Raw genomic sequence first — 19625 nt, forward strand, 5'->3', positions numbered from 1 at the left:
CCGCTTATCGGGTGGTGCGCAGCCGCAGGTAGCGGCGTTGGCGGGTGTCGTCGCCGCCCATCGATCTCGGGGCGGACAGGTAGACGAGTCGGCCGCTGGCCGAGGCGACCTGGACCATGGCGGCGATGTCCTCGGGACGGCCGACGATCCACAGTTCCGTGTACTGCGCGGCCCGCTGGCTGTTGGCCTTGGCGTAGGTGCGTTCCCGGGTGGTCATGCCGCCACCCCGAAGTCGACGCGGGTGAGGTCCGGAACCTGGTCCGGTAACCGGCGGGGCCGGCGGACCCAGGCGGCGTAGTCCGCGATGCCCGCGATCTGGGCATCGGTCAGGTAGGCGACCTTGATGCGGCGCGGGACGCCGCCTTCGGCGATGAGGTAGGCCGCGCCCTGGTTGGTGGGGGCGATGTCGGTGGCCGTGTAGCCCTGCTCGGCCCAGCCGTGGCCCAGGACGATGTTCGAGCTGTTCGGGGTGGTGCAGCGGAACGCGGCCCGGTAGCCGAACAGGTCCCGCAGGCTGGTGGGGATGATGTCGAACGACGGCCGCTGCGTCGCGGCCACGACCGGGATACCGGCGGCCCGGCCCCGGGCGACCAGGTCACGCAGGAGAGCGACGAACTCTTCCTGCTCCTGCTTGCTGCCGACGGTGGCGGAGTAGAAGGCGATCTCGTCGACCAGGACGGTGATGACCGACAGGCCGTCGTCGGCGGTCACCTTGCGGCGCCCGTGGGCACGCAGCCAGGCGTAGCGGTTGTTCATCACCAGTTGCAGCCGCTTGAGGACGGTCAGGGCCTCGGTGATGTCCGGGCCGATGAACGCGTCAGCGGAGTCTTCCCACTGGCCCAGCTCGACGAGCTTGCCGTCGAGCAGCACGAGCCGGGAGTCGACGCTGAGCGCGGCGTGGGCCGCGATGCAGTTGAGCAGCCCGGACTTTCCGCCGCCGGGCTCACCACCGGCGAGAAGGTTGCGGTAGGCGAGGGTGATGTAGACGGGCTGGCCGAACTCGTCGATCCCGATGAAGATCGGGTCGAACATCGACAGGCCAGGACCCACCGGCACCGCAGCAGCGGGGGCGGGAATCGCGGTCATCGGTGCCCTCCTTGGGCGGTTGGTGGACGCGAGGAACCACACGAACGAGCCCGCAGGGCTCCTCGCGTCCCAGGTGAGATGGGGGTCAGATCCAGTCGGAGACGTCGTCCTCGGGCGTCGAGGACGAAGCCGCGGGCTTGCTGCCGTTGGCCGTCGTGGTGGTGGCCGGCTTCTTGCCGGCGGGTTTGCTGTGCCGGGAGGGTGATCGTCGGGACGTCGACGTCCGGCAGGTCCAGGGCGGTCGGCACCGTCAGCGGTGCCTGCTCGACCGTCGGGGCGTCCGGGTCGATCACGTCGACCAGCGGCGAACCCACAGTGGCGGTCAGCACCTCACGGCGCTTGATGTCGAACCGCAGATACGCGGCGGTCCGCTCCGAGGCGCGCTCGATGAGCACGGTGGAGGCGTGACAGGTCACGGCGATCTTGTCGAGGCGGCCTTCCAGGTCCTTGGCCGACAGGCCAGGACGCAGGTACACCCAGACCCGCTCACCGACCGGCGTGGGACGAGCCCACAGGATCAGCGGCAGCGAACCGGACTGGTTGGCGATGATGAACTGCGAGAAGCACACCCGCAGCCGATGCCTCACCACGAGACACCACGCCCAGGCGATCACCTGGCGGCGGCAGACCGGCACGGCGGCCGGGACACCGACGACCAGGGCGACCACGAGCAGCGTCACCACGGCCGGGGTGTGGTCGGCGAGCTGCACCCAGAAGGTGAGCACGGCGACCGCGAGCACGATCTCGATCGCCCACCACCACAGCAGCCGCAGCACCGGCCAGATCCGGACCAGCACCCACGCGATCCCACCGAGCGGCACGCCGACGAGCGCGCCGAGGAACAGAGCCAGGATCGGGTGCATATAGGACGCGGCCACCACAGCCGACAGAAGACCGACGATGACCGCCGACAGAACGAACGCCAGCCGGGCGTTACGGGCCGAGGAACGGTGAACCCTGGCCTCAATGACCGTCACCGTTCCGGTTGACTTCCCGCCGAAGGAACGGCGAGGGCTAGACTTGGACACGACGAGTCCTCCCAAGTGCCAGTTGGGATCGGATGAGTTGACGGCACCGGGGTCGGCAGATGTAGGAGTCAGTACCGACCCCGGGCCAATTTCCTTCTTGCCGCCACCTGTCGTGACGACCGGTCCGGGAACGTAGGAGTCAGGAACACTCCCGGAACCGCATGGGGTTGAATCAGCGGACCATCAGGCCGCTTCGCAAGCCACGGACACCTGTGGCTCACACAGCACGACGTGCGAAGAGACCTACTTGGCCGGAGAACCAGTCTTCGGCTTCAGCGACACCGCCCGGAACGCGACGCCGTTACGCCCGTTGGTCGCCCACGGAATGGCCTCCAACTGCTCGACCGCGAGGAAGTCGCCCACCTTCACGTTCGGCTTCTCACCCGCCGTGGTGATGGTGATGACCTCCCCGCCCGTCTCGTCGAGCACGAAGACCTGGGTGGACCACATGGGCCGGCCCGTGTTCTTCTCGGACTTCTGGTTGCCGTTCTGGTCGTTCTTCGGCTCCGGGTCCTTCGACGCCGTCACCTGCTTGCTCGTGGTGTCCACGTACAGCTTCACAACAGACCTCCCGTAGTTGAGCGCATCCCCTGTGGACGACTGCTCGATGCATCGAAGCTAACAGTTGGTTGGTAGGCAAAGCAACTGTTAGGTAATCACTATCTGAAACGGCGACTTGACCTGCGGTTACAGGGAAAGCCAGATGTTAGGTGACTGGTAGGCTCTGGTAGTGGACGCTTCTACCGAGAAGCCGGACCCGGCTTCATTGCGCCCTCGGCAGGTCCGGGGCGAGTCCGTACACCAGCAGATCGCCCGGCACATCCGGAACGAGATCGCCGCTGGCATCAGACGGGATGGCGATGTCCTGCCATCTAGCCGCGAGCTGGCGGCCGAGTGGAACACGAGCGCCTTCACCGTCACCTCAGCCATGAAGCTGCTGGAAGCAGAAGGCGTCATCGAGAGCAAGTCCCGGTCCAAGAGGGTTGTGCGCGTGCCCAACCAGGAGCGACGGGGGCCGGTCCGCCTGCCGAAGCCGCGCGTGGTGCTCATCGGCGGGTACGCCGGCAGCGGCAAGACCGAGTTAGGCCGAATGCTTGCTCGTGCCACCGGCTGGCCCATGCTCGACAAGGACACGCTGACCCGGCCAATCGTTGAAGCCGCGTTGGAGATTCTGGGCCAGTCACCGCATGACCGGGAGTCGGAAACTTACCTGAAGCTCGTCCGGCCCCGGGAGTACGAAGCCCTGAGTGCTGCGGCGGAAGAGAACGTGCAGTGCGGCAACAGCGTCATCGTGACTGCACCCTTCATTGCCGAGTTTCAGAACCCGCAGTGGCTGGACCGGACGCGCGCACGATTCGCCAGCATGGACGCCTCGCTGAGCGTGGTTTGGGTGTACTGCGACGAGGACACGATGAACCTGTACCTGCGGAGACGGGGAGCTGCACGCGATGCGGCAAAGCTCGCTGACTGGGCGGGCTACCTCAGCCGCATCGATACAGGTTTCCGGCCGCCAGTCGATCACACGGTCGTCAACAACTGTGTGTCTGCGAAGCCCTTACAGGAACAGGCGGAAACCTTGGTGAAGTCCTTGATGGGGTTGGAGCTCGACTGATGCACGGCGTGATCCTCTACGGTCCGCCAGCATCAGGGAAAGACACCATCACGGCGGCCCTGCACCAGCTCGACGACCGCTACCAGCAGTTCCAACGCCTGAAGGTTGGACCTGGGCGCACTGATGGCTACCGTATGACCACCGAAGCCGAGCTAACCGCGCTGCGGGCATCAAGTGATGTGGTCTGGGAGAACCAGCGGTATGGCTCGGTGTATGTCGTCGACAGCCCCGGCCTCCGTCAGCAGCTCGACGACGCCATTCCCGTCGTGCATCTCGGCCAGGTCGAGGCAATCGAAGCTGTACGGCAAGCCTTCCCCGATGTGTCCTGGACCGTCGTGGCTCTCACCTGCCCCCGAGACGTGGCCGAACAGCGAATAGTTCGACGAGGGACGGGCGACACCTGGCAGCGGCTCAGAGCATGGGACGAAACTGCGCCTGCGTCGACCGCGGACATCACCATCGACACCTCGCAGACGACGGCGGACCAAGCGGCACTGCTCATCGACCAGGCGGTGCGGGCTGCGGCGCCGTAGAGGCATGGGCGGCCGGACTGCCGGCGAGGTGGTTCAAAGTTTCTGTACGTCTTCAAGGCGGCCCTGAACGGGCCGCACGCGCCGCCGCCTGGGCGCGCGTCCGTCGCTGCGCTGGCGCTCCGACTCCGGCCACGCAACACGCCCGGCGGCTGGCGCGGAGGGCGGGAAGCCCGGAGGGCCGCCGCAGCACGACAGACCGTTGACGGGTGAGGGCTGGGCCGGCAGCCAGCCGGGGCCGCGCGGTCACGAGCCCGCGCGGCGTAGGGGAGCGCACGCCGGTCGCGTCGGCGATCTGGCGGCGGTGGCGGGGTTGCGGTTACTGCGCCTCCGGCGGGGGCGCTCGGGCTCCGAGATGGTTGCAACCCCGTCGGCGCGTTGCGGTCCGTGGGTGGTTGCGCGGGTCATCCCGCCAGCCGACGACCCGGGCGAGCCGAGCAGACCACCGCCCGACCCGCCAGCGTCCGACCGTGCGTCAAGGCCGTCTTGACGTGGCGGGCCGGGTGGCGGCCCGCTCCCCAGGTGGGCGGGCCGACGGCAGACGGGATGGCAGGTCGGGCGCAGGTTGAGTTTGCGTCAAGGCTGGACACTCTCACCATGAACCAGATTTGGCCAGTGCTCCTCGTCGCCGCGCTTGGCGTTATCGGCACCCTCGGGGCCGCTATCTCGACCCAGGTGCTTACGACCCGCCGCGAGGACCGTCGATGGGAGTTGGAACGCAAACGAGACCAAGAGCGCTGGGAGCGAGAGCGGGATGACCGGGCTGCGCAGTGGCAGCGAGAAGATGAGCTTCGGCATCGCGAGTCCCGCGAAGAGACCTATATGCATTTTATGCAGACGATTTGGAGTTGGGGTCGAAAGGCAGCTCTTATCAGACAGATATTAGAGGCAGGAGATGGGCACTTATTCACCCTAGAGACCGATGAGCTTTACCAGGCCAGCGTGGATGCCGTAGGAATCTTGGCGGAGCTGGAGCTTTTCGCCTCCACGCCTGTCCGAAATTCCGCCCGTGAATGCTGCGATGTTATGTCAAAGTTTGTCGCCGAAGTGGATGCTTTGCTCCCTATTTCAGAGGAATCGAATGGGCTAGATGCGGCAATTGGTGCGCACGACAGCTATAAGGCTATTGCTAGAAAGACTGTTGAATTAATGCGCGCTGATCGTGGCCTTGCGTCTCCAGCTCTAACCATTCCATATGCGCTGCCCAATGCTCGACCCAGTTCACCAGCGCCGTTCGGTTAGGCCGGCGATCGGTTCGAGCGTTCGACTGAACGGCTACGTAGGGGCGGCGGAGCGAGCGTGACCAGCGCGCCGACCAGATCGCCGCAGGTCAGGGGAGAGGCCGTCTAAGTTCCGCTTCAATGTCTGGTGTTGCGGGGACCAGATAGGCTATGCGGGAAATCGCCAGCCAAGGATGGTGCTGTGATTTTCAACATTCTCTCTGCCGTGCTGTCTGCTGCGGCGCTCGCGGTGTCGGTCCTAGTCGCCGTCCGGCAGTTGCAGGCGTCGAGAAGGAGCGACACGAACTCTGCCATCCTTGCGCTATTTGCCGAGTACCGCAGCCTGCCTATGCGTGATTCGCGGGATAAGGTATATCGCTTGTCGAGTGACGAAGAACCGGCCCCGCCGCTGTCAATGCTGCCCGACGAGGTCCGCGAGGACGGCTTTCGCCTAGCCTACTATTTCGACCATTTGGGCTTGTTGATAGGTCACAGGTTACTACCGTCGGAACCATTCGTGGCGTTCCTGGGAAATGGTTGTAGCCGATTGTGGCTAAAGCTCAAACCCTGCATTGAAGCAGAGCGGCAGCGTCGAGGCGTCCGGTACTACCTGGGGTATTTTGAGATGTTGGCTCTGTTGTCCGACCGGCAAGACGCGGAGGTCATCAACCACAAGTTGATTCGACAAGCGCTGGATGGAGGTCGTCGGGCGCGGCGCGGGACAAGGACGAGTTACTAACTGAGTGACGACCGGTACACACACCGCCAGACGACCGTGGACGCTAGCGGACCCTTCCCGCAGCTCAGCAGGCAGATCGAAGCTGGTCTAGCCGGCCCGGAAGTTTCTTCGGGACGAAGAAAGTCAACTCCCAGCAGCGGGACGACTGTTAGCTTCGCGCGTACCACGATTGCAACAATGCGAAGCACACTAGTCTTCAGGCGTCTGATTCTGATAAAACCACACCTTTGGATTGTGTAGGTATTTGTCACTCTGATTCGAGTACGGCTTTTCGGTCCAGATTGGAGGGTTGTTCGCGAACTTTGCGTACGTGGGGGCGATTTCTTCAACAGCGAGAGACCTCGGAAGAAGTATCCTGTACTCGGAGCCCTCTGCATTGAGGCAGAAAGAAAGAATTGAGGACAGGCTACTCCTGTAGGTTTTCAGCAGCGCGGCTACGTTCACCCAATCTCGGTCATGTCGTTCAACAGGCAGACAGACGAGTTCATACACGTTCTGATTCATTGAGACAAAGGCTTGATACCCGGACGCTGTCATCAGCGAGACGCCTACTTGATCGCGCAACTCCTCGATTAGCGGCTGCCCTTCATCCTCGCCCAAAATCTCGCCATATCCGTACAGCGTTTCCATCTTGAAGCGATGTATACCGGCCTCAAACGAAGCGCACAGCCCTGCAAGAATGACACTGGTAGTAGGGGTCAAGGCGCGGTTGTGGGCAAGCATGTTACGAATTTCGTTCAGCTCTAGCAGTTTGGAACCAAGGGCATCCTTGGGCAGACTTAGAATCCGCTGCACAAAGGGCCAAATTTCCTCGTCCAGCAATAGACGACGCAACTCCTTATGCATCGTCAACCAAATCAGATTGTCGTCCGACTCGGCGTTCAGATAAATGCGACCACCGTTAGCCTGCACACGACCTCGCAGCGCACCCCGGAGCTGAGGATCGATGTGCGATGGCCAGGCTGTACCGTACTTGTTCATATATGCAGCGAGGGTTATGCGTCTTAGCCAGTTCTCAATCCTGTAGATGGCGCGGTATGCTTCGACATTTACGGCAGGAAGAGGAATGTCATCGCCAAACGTTACGTCGATCAAACGTTCCTCCAGGCCGTCGTTGAATCCGGCTAGTTCAGAGCATCGTCAGGCGGGATGGATAGCTGGGCGGTGTGCGCGGACACGTCTCGGGCCACCGCAAGCGTCGACCGCTGCGGCCGCATCTTCTCTAGACGGCGACCAGGAAGTGTCCACAGGGAACCCCACGCGTCGATCATGCCAGCGCCGCGTCACGCTGGCCATCCCTGCCGTGCCCGTCGCGTGCCCGCTAACAGGGGTAACAAGGGGCAACAACGGATCGCGTAACTGGGTAGCCGGCTTCCAGCGGCTCGGAGCCAACCTGCTCGCCAGCACGGCCAGGAGGACGTGTCCCCAGATCAACACACCTTCCAAACTGACCGTGCGAGGATGAGTGGCCATGAGCCCCAACGATTGGCGCTTGCTCGACGGCAGAGCTGAGCGAGCAAAGCGTTCGTGGTCAGCGATCAAGTCGGCACTGCCGGTGGGGGAACGGGTTCACGTGCGGGTGCTCGCGGCAATGCCGTTCGGCGTCTTCGTCGAGATCGACGGCCAGCCGGATGCGGTGGGACTGCTGGAGATAACCGCGCTCCCGCGTGGTAGCGAGCTTCCGGCTGCTGGCGTCTACTTCGATGCGGTAGTGGTCGGCCATGCCGCTCACAACTGGCAGGTGAGACTACGGCCAGCCGAACGGATGATGACGGACACGAGCGCCAGCGTAGGGTGGAGGTCGGCCCAGGTAGAGACCCCCTGATCGTTGCCTGGGGGTCAAGGGGTCACGGCTCTTGCGATACGTCGGGCGCAGTCGTGCGAAAGGCCGCCGCTGGCTGGCTAGGCCGCCATCCCCCGCTCAGCGCCTTGCGAATGACTGCCGCGACCATCGATGGAAGAACAGGGACCGGCGGGCCGCCGATCCAGTTGCTCGGGTGGTCCTGGGGCATGCTGACCAGAAGTACGCTGCCCTTGCAGTCGGCTTGCTCAACGGCGAGAGCGAGTGGTCGCTCACCGAGCGCCTGGGCATAGGTGGGTCTTCCGCGCACCCGCCACCTGTAGACCACGCCGTCGACCGTGATGAGCCGAGAGCTCTTCTTGGTCAACGCCACGTCGATCCCCTCGCCGCCGGATGCCAGTGCCGGCAGCTAATCACGGCTTACCGGCCGGTGGGGCACACAGGGGGCACAAGACAGCGTCAAACGTCGTGAATTGGCCACCAACGATGGCAGCCAGATACGCCGTGTGAGCAGGTGCCGACCAGCGTTCACGCTGGCGGTGGGAGTGCGGCTCTAAGTTCCGCTTCAACGTCTGACGGCGGAATCGCGGCCCTGACTCACCGGGGCCGCTTGTCCTCGACGTGTACGACGTCAAGCTCATGGCCGTCCTGGTCTCGCTTGCGGCGTCCGTACAGACCAACGGCCAGGTCGCTGCTGTCGGAGATCTCGTCGGGCCCCACGTAGGTCAGCACGTCGTTGTGGTGGCCGTAGACCACCCATCCGGGACCGGGATCGAGGGTGATGGTGCCGGGTGATCATCTCCGAGTCGGTGGACCGGCGCTACCCGCGAAGCGAGCCCGAGACAGTGAGCGGCCCTCGGTGTGGCCTGACCGATGGTTTCCCGCTGCCGTGTTGGTCTTTACGCCGGGTACCGACTCACGGGAGGCTGACGCATGAGCAAACTGACCTTCGCGATGAACCTGAGCCTGGACGGCTACGTTGCCGCGCCCGGTGACGACCTCGGCTGGAGCACGCCGAGCGACGAGTGGTTCCAGTGGTGGTCCGACCGGGTGGGGGCGACAGGCACGGCGCTGTACGGGCGGCGACTGTGGGAGGCGATGAGCTCGCACTGGCCGACCGCCGATCAGCAGCCGGGCGTCACACCGGCGCACGCCGAGTTCGCCCGCCGCTGGCGGGACATGCCGAAGGTGGTGTTCTCCTCGACGACCAGGCCGGTCGACTGGAACACCCGACTGGTCACTGGCGACGCGGTCACCGAGATCGCCAGGCTCAAGGCCGAGGACGGCGGCCCGATGGACATCAGCGGCGCCACCCTCGCCGCAGCGGCCATGCGGGCCGGGTTGATCGACGAGTACGTGCTCGTCACCCATCCGGTCCTGGTCGGTCGCGGTATGCCGTTCTTCACGGCCCTGGACAACTGGGTGAACCTGGCCCTGCGGGAGACCCGGACGTTCCCGGGTGGCGTGCTCCTCAGCAGGTACGAGACCAGGCGCTGAGTGCCCCCTCCACACGGAGACGCGGCGTCACTCCTGCGCGTCGAGGTCGCGCACTGCGAAGCGGAGGTGTTCCCACTCCTCGTCGAAGATGACGTGGAGGCAGTGCAGGACCGGCTTCTCGTGTTCGGGTGACCAGGCTGTCGGCCGAGGCTCGGCGAGCAGCTCCGGAGTGACGCCCGTGAGGAAGTCCCGCACCATGGCCTGCCGCTCGGCCCGCAGATCGAGCACCTCGGCGAGAGTCGGCCGCGCCGCAGGGAAGATCGACATGTCGAGTCCGTCCGTCTCGTACTCGGCGTGCGGCTGCCCCAGCGGATGAAAGGGCTGCGGCAGGCGCAGGATCGCCTTGCCGAGCCACGCGTCGGTGGCGAACGCGAGATGGCGCAGGGTCTGCGCGAACGACCACTCGCCGTCGACCGAGACGTCGGCGGCTCCGTCGGGCATGGACCGGACCCGGTCGACCGCGGCCGTCCAGGCCCGTTCGAGCGCTGCCCACGCCGCGCGCAGGCCGTCGGGATCCTCGGCATGCCTCAGCTCGCGCCCGGGGAACCGCCGGTTGAGTTCGGCCTCGACGAGCGGCACGACGTCGACACCGTTGACCAGCAGCGCGCCGTCGGTGAGCCACGGCGCATCGATGTCGAGCCCGCGCACGTCGACGCCGCGCATCACCGCGCCGGCCAGCGTCGACCTGGTGAAGCGCGCGCCTTGCAGGTCCCGGTCCACGAACGTCGTGAGGTCGCTCTGGTCCACGGCGCACCCCTCCCGTCGGCGATCGCGGCAATGCTAGCGAGCGGGTCCGACAACGACCGCCGACGCGACCGGACGAAGGCGTCGGCCGCTGGGACGCGCCTGTGGCGGCCGACGACCCGCACCGCGCGGATCGTCGGCCGCCACAGGCGTCTGCCGTCAGGCGTTCGCCCGGCGGATGGCCGCCATTCCTCCGAGCGCGGCCACCGCGGCGATCAGGGCGGGCCACCCCACCAGCAGGCTGACCTGGTGCTGGCTGCTCAACCACTGCCAGATGTCGCCGAACCATCCCTGCCAGGTGATCAACGCGACGAGCAGGCCGGTCACCAGGATCAGGGCCGCGCCGGCCCCGAGCAGGCCGTTCATGCCGAACCGGACGTACCAGACGGAGGCGAAGACGGCGAGGAAGTTCAGGAACAGGAACGGCACCGCGTAGACGGCGATCTGCAGCAGCCCGTTGTCGACGTCGATGTACGGGATCCGGAAGAACCGTAGCTGGATCCCGAAGCCGCCGGTGGCACCCTCGATCAGGTTGAGCAGGTAGAGCAGGATGCCGTAGACGACCGCCTGCACCACGTTGACCAGCACCGTGGCGAGGTAGAAGGTGCGCCGGGTGACGCCCATGCCGAGCGCGAACGGGAACACCTGGCTGATCGAGGCGGCGGCGACGATCGCGCAGACGATGTAGAGGCTGGCCAGACCACCTGTGGTGTTCTTGCCCGGCGCCGCCTCGTCGATCGAGGCGAAGATCAGCAGGTTGACGCCGAGCGAGATGGCCATGATGCCCCACGGCCAGGCGAGTTGGCCGACCCAGGCGATGGTGTGCATCCGGGCGACGTCGAGGATACGAGTCATCGCGCGTTCGTCCTTTCCGTCGTCAGGCGCACCACGGCCTGCTGGAGCGACACCGGCGCCAGGTCGATGCCGAGCTTCTTGGCGCGCGTCCGTTCGGCGTCGTCGAACGACCCGCGCAGCGTCGCGCGGGCCGCGCCGCCGAGCTGCTCGCGATGCAGCACCCGGTACCCGGCGCCGAACTCGTCCACCGCGGCGGCCGGGCCGGACGCCTCCATCACCTCGCCGCGCAGCTCGTCGCTGGGCGCGTCGAGCAGCAGCTTTCCGCGGTCGAGCAGGAGTAGGTGCTCGATCAGGTCGGCGACCTCGTCGATGAGGTGTGTGGAGAGCACGACGGTGCGCGGGTTCTCGGCGTAGTCGGCGAGCAGCCGGTCGTAGAAGAGCTGCCGGGCGACCGCGTCGAGACCGAGGTACGGCTCGTCGAAGAAGGTCAGCGGCGCGCGTGCGGCCAGGCCGATCGTCACGCCCAGCGCGGACAGCATGCCGCGGGACAGCTTGCGCACGTTGCGCTTGCGCGGCAGGTCGAAGTCGTCCACCAGGGACTGGGCGAAGTCCTCGTCCCAGTTGGGGAACAGCCGCTTGGCCAGGCTCAGCACGTGCCGGACCTGGTACGCCGTCGGGTACGTCTGGCTCTCCTTGATGAAGACCACCCGCGACAGTGCCCGCTCGTTCTCGTACGGGCGCTCGCCGAAGAGCGTGAGGTCGCCGCTGGTGCCGCTGTTCTGGCCGGTGATCAGCTGCATCAGCGTCGTCTTGCCGGCGCCGTTGCGCCCGAGCAGGCCGTAGATCTTGTCACCTGTCAACGTGAAGGTGACGTCGTCGAGAGCGGTCACCTCACCGAACCGTTTCGTGAGGCCGGCTGCCGCCACGACGCTCATCGCTCTTCCTCCCCTGTCTCGATGAGCTTCTTCAGCTCCTCGGTGCCGATGCCCAACTTGCGTGCCTCCTCGATGAGGGGTCGCACGTACTGGTCGGAGAACTCGCGCCGGCGGCGTTCCCGGAGTGTTTCGACGGCCCCCGTTGCCACGAACATTCCGATCCCCCTGCGTTTGTAGAGAATCCCGTCATCGACCAGGCGGTTGATCCCCTTGGCGGCGGTCGCCGGGTTGATCCGGTGGAACGCCGCCAGCTCGTTCGTCGACGGCACCTGGGTCTCCTCCGCGAGCGTCCCGTCGATGATCGAGTTTTCGATCAGCTCCGCGATCTGGACGAAGATCGGCCGCCCGTCATCCATCCCGGTTCTTCGGTTCATTACTCATGTAACTAACCATGGCACCTCGTGGGCCGGGACGTCAAGCGTTCTTCGGGTACGCGCGGCCGCTCGCGGCTCGCTAAGGTTCGCGCCGTGACACTCAGGATCGACGAGAGCACCCGACAGGTACGCGAGTTCGTCTGCGGCTGCTGCAACACCGCTGCGGAGCGGACCTGGGCCGACATCCGCACCGACGGCGCGACGGCGGCCGTCTACTTCGCGAGCTGCTACCACCACGACGGCGTGCACGAGGTCTGGATCGACGCGATTCTGGGCAGCTGGGGCGGCGACAACACCGACGACCACGTCACCTTCGGCTGCCGGGTCGGGCCGGTGGCCGGCTCGCCGGGGCCGGCCGCGACGCTCGTCAACGGTGGTGAGGTCGCGGGGGACAGCCCGATCTTCGGCCGCAAGCTCAGCCGCGAGGAAGGCCTGAGCCATCCCCGGCTCGCCGAGTTCTGGCAGATGGTCGACCTGATCCTGGAGCGGGATGCCCTGGTACGCCGTCACCTGATCGGCGCCTGACCGACCCGGTGATCAAGGGTCAGATCTCGGGGCTGCGGCGTTCGATCAGGGTCACGTCTCGCCAGGTGCCGTGGTGGCGGCCCACCCGCTCGCGGGTGCCGACGACGCGGAAGCCGCACGCCGCGTGCAGCGCGAGGCTCGCGGTGTTCTCCGGGAACACGCCGGACTGGATGGTCCAGATCCCGGCCGCCTCGGTGGAGGCGATCAGCGCGTCCAGCAGGGCCCGGCCGACCCCGCGCCCGCGCCCCCGCGGGTGCACGTAGACGGAGTGCTCCACCACGCCGGCGTAGACGCAGCGGTCGGAGACCGCCGAGCAGGCCACCCAGCCGAGCACGTCGCCGGCCTCGTCGAGCGCCACCCAGCGGTGGCCGGGCAGGCGGGTGGCGGTGAAGCGCGTCCAGTCCGGCGGCTCGGTCTCGAACGTGGCGTTGCCCTCGGCGATGCCGAGGCGGTAGATGTCCAGCACGGCGTCGGCGTGCGAGTCGTCCATGGCGGCGACGGTGACTGTCATCGGCCCCTCCTGTCCGGACCCGGCGGTCGTCAGCGTAGTCGCGCGACCGAGGGGCCGGGACGGATGCCCGGCCCCTCGGTCTGAGCGCTACCGCCGCCGGTAGACGGAGATGTGCGAGCGGCTGTCCGCGTCGAACGGCGACCGGTCCCAGTCGGCGTACCGCTCGGTGAGCCGCAACCCGGCCCGCTCCGCCAGCTCGTCGATCTGCTCCGGCCAGGCGTACCGCATGGCGAACGGCTTGAGGTGCACGCCGTGGGCGTCGAACGTGACGGTCTGGCGCACGAACGTCTGCGCCGCCCGGTCGTACCGATGCATGCGGATGGTGGCCGAGTCCTCGGTCACCTCCCGCACCTGGACCTGCTCGTCCCGGTCGAAGTCCGCCGGGTCGGGCACGAAGGTCTCGATGACGAACGCGCCGCCGGGCGCGAGCACCCGGGCGACGTTGCGGAAGCACGCCGCCTGGCGCTCCTCCGAGACCAGGTTGAACAGCGTGTTGAACACCAGGAAGACCAGACGGTACGGCCCGGCGACCGGGACGTCCGCCATGTCGCCGACGGTGACGGGCATGTCCGCGCCGCCCGGCTTGGCGCGCAGGTGCGCGACCATCTCGGGGGACGCCTCGACGCCCTCCACGGCGATGCCGCGGGCGGCCAGCGGCAGGGCCACCCGGCCGGTGCCCACAGCCAGTTCGAGCACCGGGCCGCCGTCGGCCAGCGGCGCGAGGAAGTCGACGGCCGGGGCCGGGTCGGGATTGCCGGGGCCGTCGTAGGTGGCGGCCCAGAGCCGGCCGAACAGGCCGGGATCGTCGAAGACGGACATCACGCGCCCTCCCGCCGGGCGGACGGAACGCGACGCGGCGCGAGGTCAGTGACCTCCGCCGAAATGGGGTACGACAAGACGAAGCCTCGTTTCGGATGGGATGACGACGGGTCGGCTGGGCTTCGCAGCGTGTGGCATGGCGGTGCTCCCTCCGGTCGGCTTCGAGGCGTTCAGCAGACCAGCGGTCTTGCGGGGGAGACAACCGGATTACGCCCGCAGCGCGTCGTCCACGCCGGTCTCCCGGCGGCCGAGGTGCACCGGGTCACGCCCGGTGAGCACGTCCACGGCGGCCTTCACGCACGCCCCGTACTCCCGGGTGGAGCTGATCCGCCACTGGTCGGCGTACCGGCGGGCGGTGTCGTCGCCGACGCCGACGGCCTCGATGCCGGCGTCCCGGCAGAGCGCCACCGCGCGCGGCAGGTGGAACGACTGGGTGACCACTGTGGCCCGCCGGACCCCGAAGACGCGGTGCGCGCGGACGCACGAGTCGTACGTGTCGAACCCGGCGTGGTCCAGCACCGTCTTCTCGGCCGGTACGCCCCGCTCGACGAGCCAGCGCCGCATCGCGTCCGGCTCGTCGTAGTCCCAGTCCATGTGGTCGCCGGAGAGCAGGAGCACCTCGACCTTGCCGGCGGCGTACAACTGGCGGGCGATCTCCAGCCGGCCGGCGAGGAACGGCGCCGGCGTGCCGTCCGGCTCCACCTTGGTGCCGAGCACCAGGGCCACCGGCGTCTCGGGCACGTCCGCGGCGGCGAACACGCGGCCCTCGGCGGCGTCGCGGACCCAGGTCACGCTGGCGATCGTGGCGGCGCCCAGCAGCACCACGGCGGCCGTGGCGAGCACCAGGAGACGGCGGAGCAGGCGTACGGCCCGCCGATGGTCGCCCCGCCAGGCCCGCCACCGCGCCGTCAGCCCTCGCATGGCGGCGATTGTGCCAGGCGGGTCAGGAGATGTGGTGCAGGATCACGTTGTGCACGTGGTGGCTCTTCTGCGCGCCCCGGAACTCGACCTCGTAGGTGTGCGTGCCGACGTGCACGGCGATCGACCCGGTGGAGAAGAACGAGCCACCCCAGGACTTGTTGCTCACCACGCTCACGCTGGTGATCTTCGAGTACGGGATGCTGGTGATCGCGTACCGCTTGCCGACGAAGGAGCGGTCCTGGATGATCACCCGCCGGTCGGTCAGGCCGATGAAGCCGGTGCCGGTGCCCACCGCGTCGTAGACGGCGATGATCTGCTCACCGGGCAGCAACCCGCTCTGGATCTGCTGGAACTGTTCCTTGCGGTCGTACGTGGGGCCAGACATGCACCCGAGGGTAGGCGGGGCGTGCCAGTGGATCAGGGTTCGGTGACCGCGCGGACCGCGTCCTCGATGCGCGCCGCCAGCAGCACCTCACCCTCGGTGAGTGGCTCGCCGTCGCCGTGCCCGAGCCTGATGTGGGTACGGTCGGCCCGGCGGCTGATCTCGGGGCGCAGCCGCAGCGCGTCGGCAACCACCGCCACCCGCTCGGTGAGCGCGGCGTGCTGGGTGTCGTCGAGGACGATGGTGCGGCGGATCTGTTCGCCCTCGCGCGTCCATCCGGACAGCAGGGCCAGTGCGTCGCTGAGGTAGTCGTGCTTCGCCCGGCCGCTGAACAGCACGCGCATCACCGCACCTCCCAGGCGTCGTTGCCGGCTTGTGGCCAAATCGTCGCCATCCCGTGTCCCAGTCGACGCCCTCTAGTCTCTCGCCACTCAGATGGTGTGTCCACGCCCACACTTCCGTGTTCTGCTGACCTGACGGCCGACGCAGCTACCCAAACCGCCGATTGATCTGGCACGCTGGTGGCCCGTGCGGACCGAACGGGTTAGCGGAAGCGGGCAGGCCGACCGGCGGGAGCCGAGGGTGGTCGTCGGGGCGGCGATCATCGAGGGTGGCCGGGTGCTGGCATGCGAGCGCTCCGCGCCTCCCGAGGTGGCGGGGCGCTGGGAGTTCCCGGGCGGAAAGGTCGAGCCGGGCGAGGCCGAGACCGACGCGCTGGCCCGGGAGTGCGTCGAGGAACTGGGCGTACGGGTGGCGGTCGGCGCGCGCGTCGGCCGGGACGTACGGATGGCGCACGGCCGGTCCGTGCTGCGCGTCTACGCCGCCCGCCTGCTGCACGGCGACGAGCCCAAGGCGCTGGAGCACGCCGAGCTGCGCTGGCTGTCCGCCGCCGAGCTGGACAGCGTCGACTGGCTGCCGGCCGACGTGCCGATCGTGGCCGCGCTTCGCCCCCTGCTCGACACCCCCTGAACGACCGCGGCGCGAGCCGTGCCGTCCGGTGAACCGGACAGCCCGGCAGAAACGGGACGAGGGCCCGCGGCTCGTGCCGCCGGCCCCCGTCATCGTCGCGCTGCTGTTCAGTGCTTCGGCTCGTCCTGCTGCGGGTGAGCGAAGTTGAGGTGCTCCGGCGGCAGCGGGAACGTCACGTCGTCGCCGAACGGCGACGGCGCGGCGGCCTTGTTGAACGTCAGCTCGGTCAGCGGCAGCTTGCCGTTGGCGTCCACCGCCGGGGCGGTCGGGTGCGGCACCTCGCGGTGCCAGTTGACGCCCTGCTGGGCCTGACGCTCGGCGGCGCTGTCGTGCGAGCCGCCCGCGTGCGAGTGCACCCCGCCGGCGTGCGAGCCGCCGCCGTGCGCGTGCGCCCCGCCGTGCGCCCCTCCGGACGTGACGGCACCACTCGAATGCCCGCTGGTCGCGCTGGTCTGAGGCACCTGACCCCTCCGGAAGATCTTGTTACCGAGCCACACAAGGGGATCGTACCTGCGGTCGACGACCCGTTCCTTCATGGGGATGATCCCGTTGTCGGTGATCTTAATGTGCTCGGGGCAGACCTCGGTGCAGCACTTGGTGATGTTGCAGAATCCGAGTCCCATGTCCGACTGCGCGTACTCCCGGCGGTCGGTGCGCGCGTCGAGCGGGTGCATGTCCAGCTCGGCCGCCCGGATGAAGTACCGGGGGCCGGAGAACGCCGGCTTGTTCTCGTCGTGATCACGGATCACGTGGCAGACGTTCTGGCACAGGAAGCACTCGATGCACTTGCGGAACTCCTGCGAGCGCTCGACGTCGACCTGCTGCATCCGGTAGTCGCCGGGCGCCACGTCGGCCGGCGGCGCGAACGCCGGGGTCTCCCGGGCCTTCTCGTAGTTGAACGAGACGTCGGTGACCAGGTCCCGGATCACCGGGAAGGTGCGCAACGGGGTGACGGTGACGGTCTCGGACTCCTCGAACGTCGACATCCGCGTCATGCAGCCCAGCCGCGGCTTGCCGTTGATCTCCATTGAGCAGGAGCCGCACTTGCCGGCCTTGCAGTTCCACCGGCACGCCAGGTCCGGGGCCTCGGTGGCCTGGAGGCGGTGGATCACGTCGAGGACCACCTCGCCCTCGTTCACCTCGACCGTGTAGTCCTTCAGGTCGCCGCCGGTCTCGTCGCCCCGCCAGATGCGGAACTGGCGCTTACTTCCCATCAGTTGTTCGCCTCCTCGGTGAGGGCGTCGAACTCGGCGAGTTCCTCGTCGGTCAGGTACTTGGCCAGCTCGGCCCGGTCGAACAGCCCGATCAGCTCCGGCCGCATCTTCGGCAGCGGCTTGTGGGTCAGCCGGACCGTGTCCCCGTCCAGCGAGCAGACCAGGTTGACCCGCCGCCACTTCGGGTCCATCGCCGGGTAGTCCTCCCGGGTGTGCCCGCCGCGCGACTCCTGCCGCTCCAGCGCCGCCATCGCGGTGCACTCCGACACCACGAGCATGTTGCGCAGGTCCAGCGCCAGGTGCCAGCCCGGGTTGTAGCGCCGGCCGCCGGCCGCGCTCACCTTCGCCACCCGCTCCCGCAGCTCGGCCAGTCTGCGCATGGCGTCGGCGAGCTCGCCCTCGCGCCGGATGATCCCGACCAGGTCGCCCATGACCGCCTGGAGGTCCTGCTGGAGCTGGTACGGGCTCTCCCCGGTGTCCCGCTGCAACGGCGCCAGCGCCGTCTCCACGGCGGCCTCCACCGCCGCCACCGACACCGCCGGGCGGGTGGTGAGCTGATCGGTGTACGTGGCGGCGTGCCCGCCCGCGCGCTTGCCGAAGACCAGCAGGTCGGACAGCGAGTTGCCGCCGAGCCGGTTGGAGCCGTGCATGCCGCCGGACACCTCACCCGCGGCGTAGAGCCCGCGCACCGTGCCGTACGCCGCGCCGGAGTCCGGGTCCACCTCGACGCCGCCCATCACGTAGTGACAGGTCGGGCCGACCTCCATCGGCTCCTTGGTGATGTCGACGTCGGCCAGTTCCTTGAACTGGTGGTACATCGACGGGAGGCGACGGCGGATCTCGTCGGCCGACTTACGGGAGGCGATGTCCAGGTAGACGCCGCCGGCCGGCGTACCCCGGCCTTCCTTGACCTCGCTGTTGATGGCGCGGGCGACCTCGTCGCGGGGCAGCAGCTCCGGCGGGCGCCGGTTGTTGTCCGGGTCGGTGTACCAGCGGTCCGCCTCCTCCTCGGTCTCCGCGTACTGCTTGCGGAACACGTCCGGGACGTAGTCGAACATGAACCGCTTGCCCTCGGAGTTCTTCAGCACGCCGCCGTCACCGCGCACCGACTCGGTGACCAGGATACCCTTCACCGAGGGCGGCCAGACCATGCCGGTCGGGTGGAACTGGAGGAACTCCATGTTGATCAGCGTGGCCCCGGCGCGTAGCGCCAGCGCGTGGCCGTCGCCGGTGTACTCCCACGAGTTCGAGGTGACCTTGTAGGACCGTCCGACGCCGCCGGTGGCCAGCACCACCGCGGGCGCCTCGAACAGGACGAACTCGCCGGACTCGCGGTAGTAGCCGAACGCGCCGGCGACGCGGTCGCCGTCGAGCAGCAGCTCGGTGACAGTGGTCTCGGAGAAGACCCGGATCCGCGCGTCGTAGCTGCCGAACTCCTGCTTGTCCTCCTGCTGGAGCGAGACGATCTTCTGCTGGAGCGTGCGGATCAGCTCCAGGCCGGTCCGGTCGCCGACGTGCGCCAGGCGCGGGTACTCGTGGCCGCCGAAGTTGCGCTGCGAGATCTTCCCGTCCTTGGTGCGGTCGAACAGCGCGCCGTACGTCTCCAGCTCCCAGATCCGCTGCGGCGCCTCCTTGGCGTGCAGCTCGGCCATCCGGAAGTTGTTGAGGAACTTGCCGCCGCGCATGGTGTCCCGGAAGTGCACCTGCCAGTTGTCGCGCGAGTTCACGTTGCCCATCGCGGCGGCGGCGCCGCCCTCGGCCATCACCGTGTGCGCCTTGCCGAACAGCGACTTCGAGATGATCGCGGTCTTCTTGCCGGCCAGCCGGGCCTCGATCGCCGCGCGCAGGCCGGCGCCACCGGCCCCGATCACGACGACGTCGTAGTGGTGTCGTTCGATTCGCGTCTCAGTCATGTCCAGGCTC

At 67.6% G+C, this 19625-nt stretch carries 24 protein-coding genes and 1 pseudogene; 8 read left to right on the plus strand and 17 right to left on the minus strand.

Annotated elements, in window-relative coordinates:
* Positions 1-4: 4 nt before the first annotated feature.
* The 4 genes and pseudogenes from ACN27C_RS12795 to ACN27C_RS12810 form a co-directional block, all read right to left on the minus strand.
* Positions 5-217, minus strand: coding sequence for a hypothetical protein (locus ACN27C_RS12795; protein WP_210883953.1), 213 nt, complete (start codon positions 215-217; stop codon positions 5-7).
* On the minus strand, positions 214-1086 hold the full coding sequence (locus ACN27C_RS12800; protein ID WP_422751216.1) for an FtsK/SpoIIIE domain-containing protein: 873 nt from the start codon (positions 1084-1086) through the stop codon (positions 214-216). Before ACN27C_RS12800 ends, ACN27C_RS12795 begins: the two co-directional genes overlap by 4 nt.
* A gap of 85 nt (positions 1087-1171) precedes the next feature.
* Positions 1172-2063: pseudogene (locus ACN27C_RS12805) on the minus strand (hypothetical protein).
* A gap of 294 nt (positions 2064-2357) precedes the next feature.
* Positions 2358-2675: a hypothetical protein gene (locus tag ACN27C_RS12810; protein ID WP_041799353.1), complete on the minus strand. Its 318-nt coding sequence runs from the start codon at positions 2673-2675 to the stop codon at positions 2358-2360.
* A 169-nt stretch (positions 2676-2844) separates the two neighbouring features.
* Between ACN27C_RS12810 and ACN27C_RS12815 the strand changes: the two genes are divergently transcribed.
* The 4 genes from ACN27C_RS12815 (at position 2845) to ACN27C_RS12830 (ending at position 6215) form a co-directional block, all read left to right on the plus strand.
* Positions 2845-3726, plus strand: coding sequence for an AAA family ATPase (locus tag ACN27C_RS12815; RefSeq protein ID WP_422751217.1), 882 nt, complete (start codon positions 2845-2847; stop codon positions 3724-3726).
* A complete protein-coding gene (locus ACN27C_RS12820) occupies positions 3726-4259 on the plus strand; it encodes a phosphotransferase-like protein (protein ID WP_422751218.1) in 534 nt (177 codons plus the stop codon). The genes ACN27C_RS12815 and ACN27C_RS12820 overlap by 1 nt, the downstream gene beginning before the upstream one ends.
* Positions 4260-4853: 594 nt before the next feature.
* On the plus strand, positions 4854-5498 hold the full coding sequence (locus ACN27C_RS12825; protein ID WP_422751219.1) for a hypothetical protein: 645 nt from the start codon (positions 4854-4856) through the stop codon (positions 5496-5498).
* 180 nt (positions 5499-5678) lie between these two features.
* Positions 5679-6215 (plus strand): DUF4760 domain-containing protein, encoded by a 537-nt coding sequence (locus ACN27C_RS12830; protein WP_422751220.1) that lies wholly within the window; start codon positions 5679-5681, stop codon positions 6213-6215.
* 189 nt (positions 6216-6404) lie between these two features.
* Here the strand turns inward: ACN27C_RS12830 and ACN27C_RS12835 are convergent, their stop codons facing one another.
* On the minus strand, positions 6405-7310 hold the full coding sequence (locus ACN27C_RS12835; RefSeq protein WP_422751221.1) for a hypothetical protein: 906 nt from the start codon (positions 7308-7310) through the stop codon (positions 6405-6407).
* A 376-nt stretch (positions 7311-7686) separates the two neighbouring features.
* On the opposite strand from ACN27C_RS12835, the gene ACN27C_RS12840 reads away from it, so the two are divergent.
* The gene (locus ACN27C_RS12840; RefSeq protein ID WP_422751222.1) at positions 7687-8040 is read left to right on the plus strand and encodes a hypothetical protein; all 354 of its coding nucleotides are present in this window, start codon (positions 7687-7689) and stop codon (positions 8038-8040) included.
* A 573-nt stretch (positions 8041-8613) separates the two neighbouring features.
* Here ACN27C_RS12840 and ACN27C_RS12845 read toward each other — a convergent pair.
* Positions 8614-8748: a hypothetical protein gene (locus ACN27C_RS12845; protein ID WP_350815540.1), complete on the minus strand. Its 135-nt coding sequence runs from the start codon at positions 8746-8748 to the stop codon at positions 8614-8616.
* 201 nt (positions 8749-8949) lie between these two features.
* Here ACN27C_RS12845 and ACN27C_RS12850 point away from each other — a divergent pair, with 201 nt between their 5' ends.
* On the plus strand, positions 8950-9513 hold the full coding sequence (locus tag ACN27C_RS12850; protein ID WP_422751223.1) for a dihydrofolate reductase family protein: 564 nt from the start codon (positions 8950-8952) through the stop codon (positions 9511-9513).
* Positions 9514-9540: 27 nt separating this feature from the next.
* Here the strand turns inward: ACN27C_RS12850 and ACN27C_RS12855 are convergent, their stop codons facing one another.
* The 4 genes from ACN27C_RS12855 to ACN27C_RS12870 all read right to left on the minus strand — a co-directional run bounded on the left by ACN27C_RS12855 (position 9541) and on the right by ACN27C_RS12870 (position 12343).
* Positions 9541-10260 carry a DinB family protein gene (locus ACN27C_RS12855; RefSeq protein WP_393158277.1) on the minus strand — a complete coding sequence of 240 codons (720 nt, stop codon included), beginning with the start codon at positions 10258-10260 and terminating at the stop codon, positions 9541-9543.
* A gap of 156 nt (positions 10261-10416) precedes the next feature.
* Positions 10417-11112, minus strand: coding sequence for an ABC transporter permease (locus ACN27C_RS12860; RefSeq protein ID WP_422751224.1), 696 nt, complete (start codon positions 11110-11112; stop codon positions 10417-10419).
* Positions 11109-11987, minus strand: a complete 879-nt coding sequence (locus ACN27C_RS12865; RefSeq protein WP_422751225.1) for an ATP-binding cassette domain-containing protein — start codon at positions 11985-11987, stop codon at positions 11109-11111. Before ACN27C_RS12865 ends, ACN27C_RS12860 begins: the two co-directional genes overlap by 4 nt.
* Complete coding sequence (locus ACN27C_RS12870) at positions 11984-12343, minus strand: GntR family transcriptional regulator (RefSeq protein ID WP_120573209.1); 360 nt, start codon at positions 12341-12343, stop codon at positions 11984-11986. The genes ACN27C_RS12865 and ACN27C_RS12870 overlap by 4 nt, the downstream gene beginning before the upstream one ends.
* A 111-nt stretch (positions 12344-12454) precedes the next feature.
* Between ACN27C_RS12870 and ACN27C_RS12875 the strand changes: the two genes are divergently transcribed.
* A complete protein-coding gene (locus ACN27C_RS12875; RefSeq protein WP_422751226.1) occupies positions 12455-12886 on the plus strand; it encodes a hypothetical protein in 432 nt (143 codons plus the stop codon).
* 19 nt (positions 12887-12905) lie between these two features.
* Here the strand turns inward: ACN27C_RS12875 and ACN27C_RS12880 are convergent, their stop codons facing one another.
* From ACN27C_RS12880 to ACN27C_RS12900, 5 genes are all read right to left on the minus strand, one after another.
* A complete protein-coding gene (locus ACN27C_RS12880) occupies positions 12906-13397 on the minus strand; it encodes a GNAT family N-acetyltransferase (RefSeq protein WP_422751227.1) in 492 nt (163 codons plus the stop codon).
* An 87-nt stretch (positions 13398-13484) separates the two neighbouring features.
* The gene (locus tag ACN27C_RS12885; protein ID WP_350815543.1) at positions 13485-14216 is read right to left on the minus strand and encodes a class I SAM-dependent methyltransferase; all 732 of its coding nucleotides are present in this window, start codon (positions 14214-14216) and stop codon (positions 13485-13487) included.
* A 207-nt stretch (positions 14217-14423) separates the two neighbouring features.
* A complete protein-coding gene (locus ACN27C_RS12890) occupies positions 14424-15137 on the minus strand; it encodes a SanA/YdcF family protein (RefSeq protein WP_393158273.1) in 714 nt (237 codons plus the stop codon).
* 22 nt (positions 15138-15159) lie between these two features.
* Positions 15160-15522: a PH domain-containing protein gene (locus ACN27C_RS12895; protein WP_013288454.1), complete on the minus strand. Its 363-nt coding sequence runs from the start codon at positions 15520-15522 to the stop codon at positions 15160-15162.
* Positions 15523-15554: 32 nt separating this feature from the next.
* Complete coding sequence (locus ACN27C_RS12900) at positions 15555-15863, minus strand: 4a-hydroxytetrahydrobiopterin dehydratase (RefSeq protein ID WP_120573214.1); 309 nt, start codon at positions 15861-15863, stop codon at positions 15555-15557.
* 184 nt (positions 15864-16047) lie between these two features.
* Between ACN27C_RS12900 and ACN27C_RS12905 the strand changes: the two genes are divergently transcribed.
* The gene (locus ACN27C_RS12905) at positions 16048-16488 is read left to right on the plus strand and encodes a (deoxy)nucleoside triphosphate pyrophosphohydrolase (RefSeq protein ID WP_205775970.1); all 441 of its coding nucleotides are present in this window, start codon (positions 16048-16050) and stop codon (positions 16486-16488) included.
* Between the two features lie 107 nt (positions 16489-16595).
* Here the strand turns inward: ACN27C_RS12905 and ACN27C_RS12910 are convergent, their stop codons facing one another.
* Both ACN27C_RS12910 and ACN27C_RS12915 read right to left on the minus strand, forming a co-directional pair.
* Positions 16596-17702: a succinate dehydrogenase/fumarate reductase iron-sulfur subunit gene (locus ACN27C_RS12910; protein ID WP_091428234.1), complete on the minus strand. Its 1107-nt coding sequence runs from the start codon at positions 17700-17702 to the stop codon at positions 16596-16598.
* A complete protein-coding gene (locus ACN27C_RS12915) occupies positions 17702-19615 on the minus strand; it encodes a fumarate reductase/succinate dehydrogenase flavoprotein subunit (RefSeq protein ID WP_121685312.1) in 1914 nt (637 codons plus the stop codon). The genes ACN27C_RS12910 and ACN27C_RS12915 overlap by 1 nt, the downstream gene beginning before the upstream one ends.
* Positions 19616-19625: the final 10 nt, after the last annotated feature.

Source organism: Micromonospora sp. WMMD1219, assembly GCF_049315215.1.
In the GTDB taxonomy this organism is placed as follows: Bacteria; Actinomycetota; Actinomycetes; order Mycobacteriales; family Micromonosporaceae; genus Micromonospora; species Micromonospora tulbaghiae.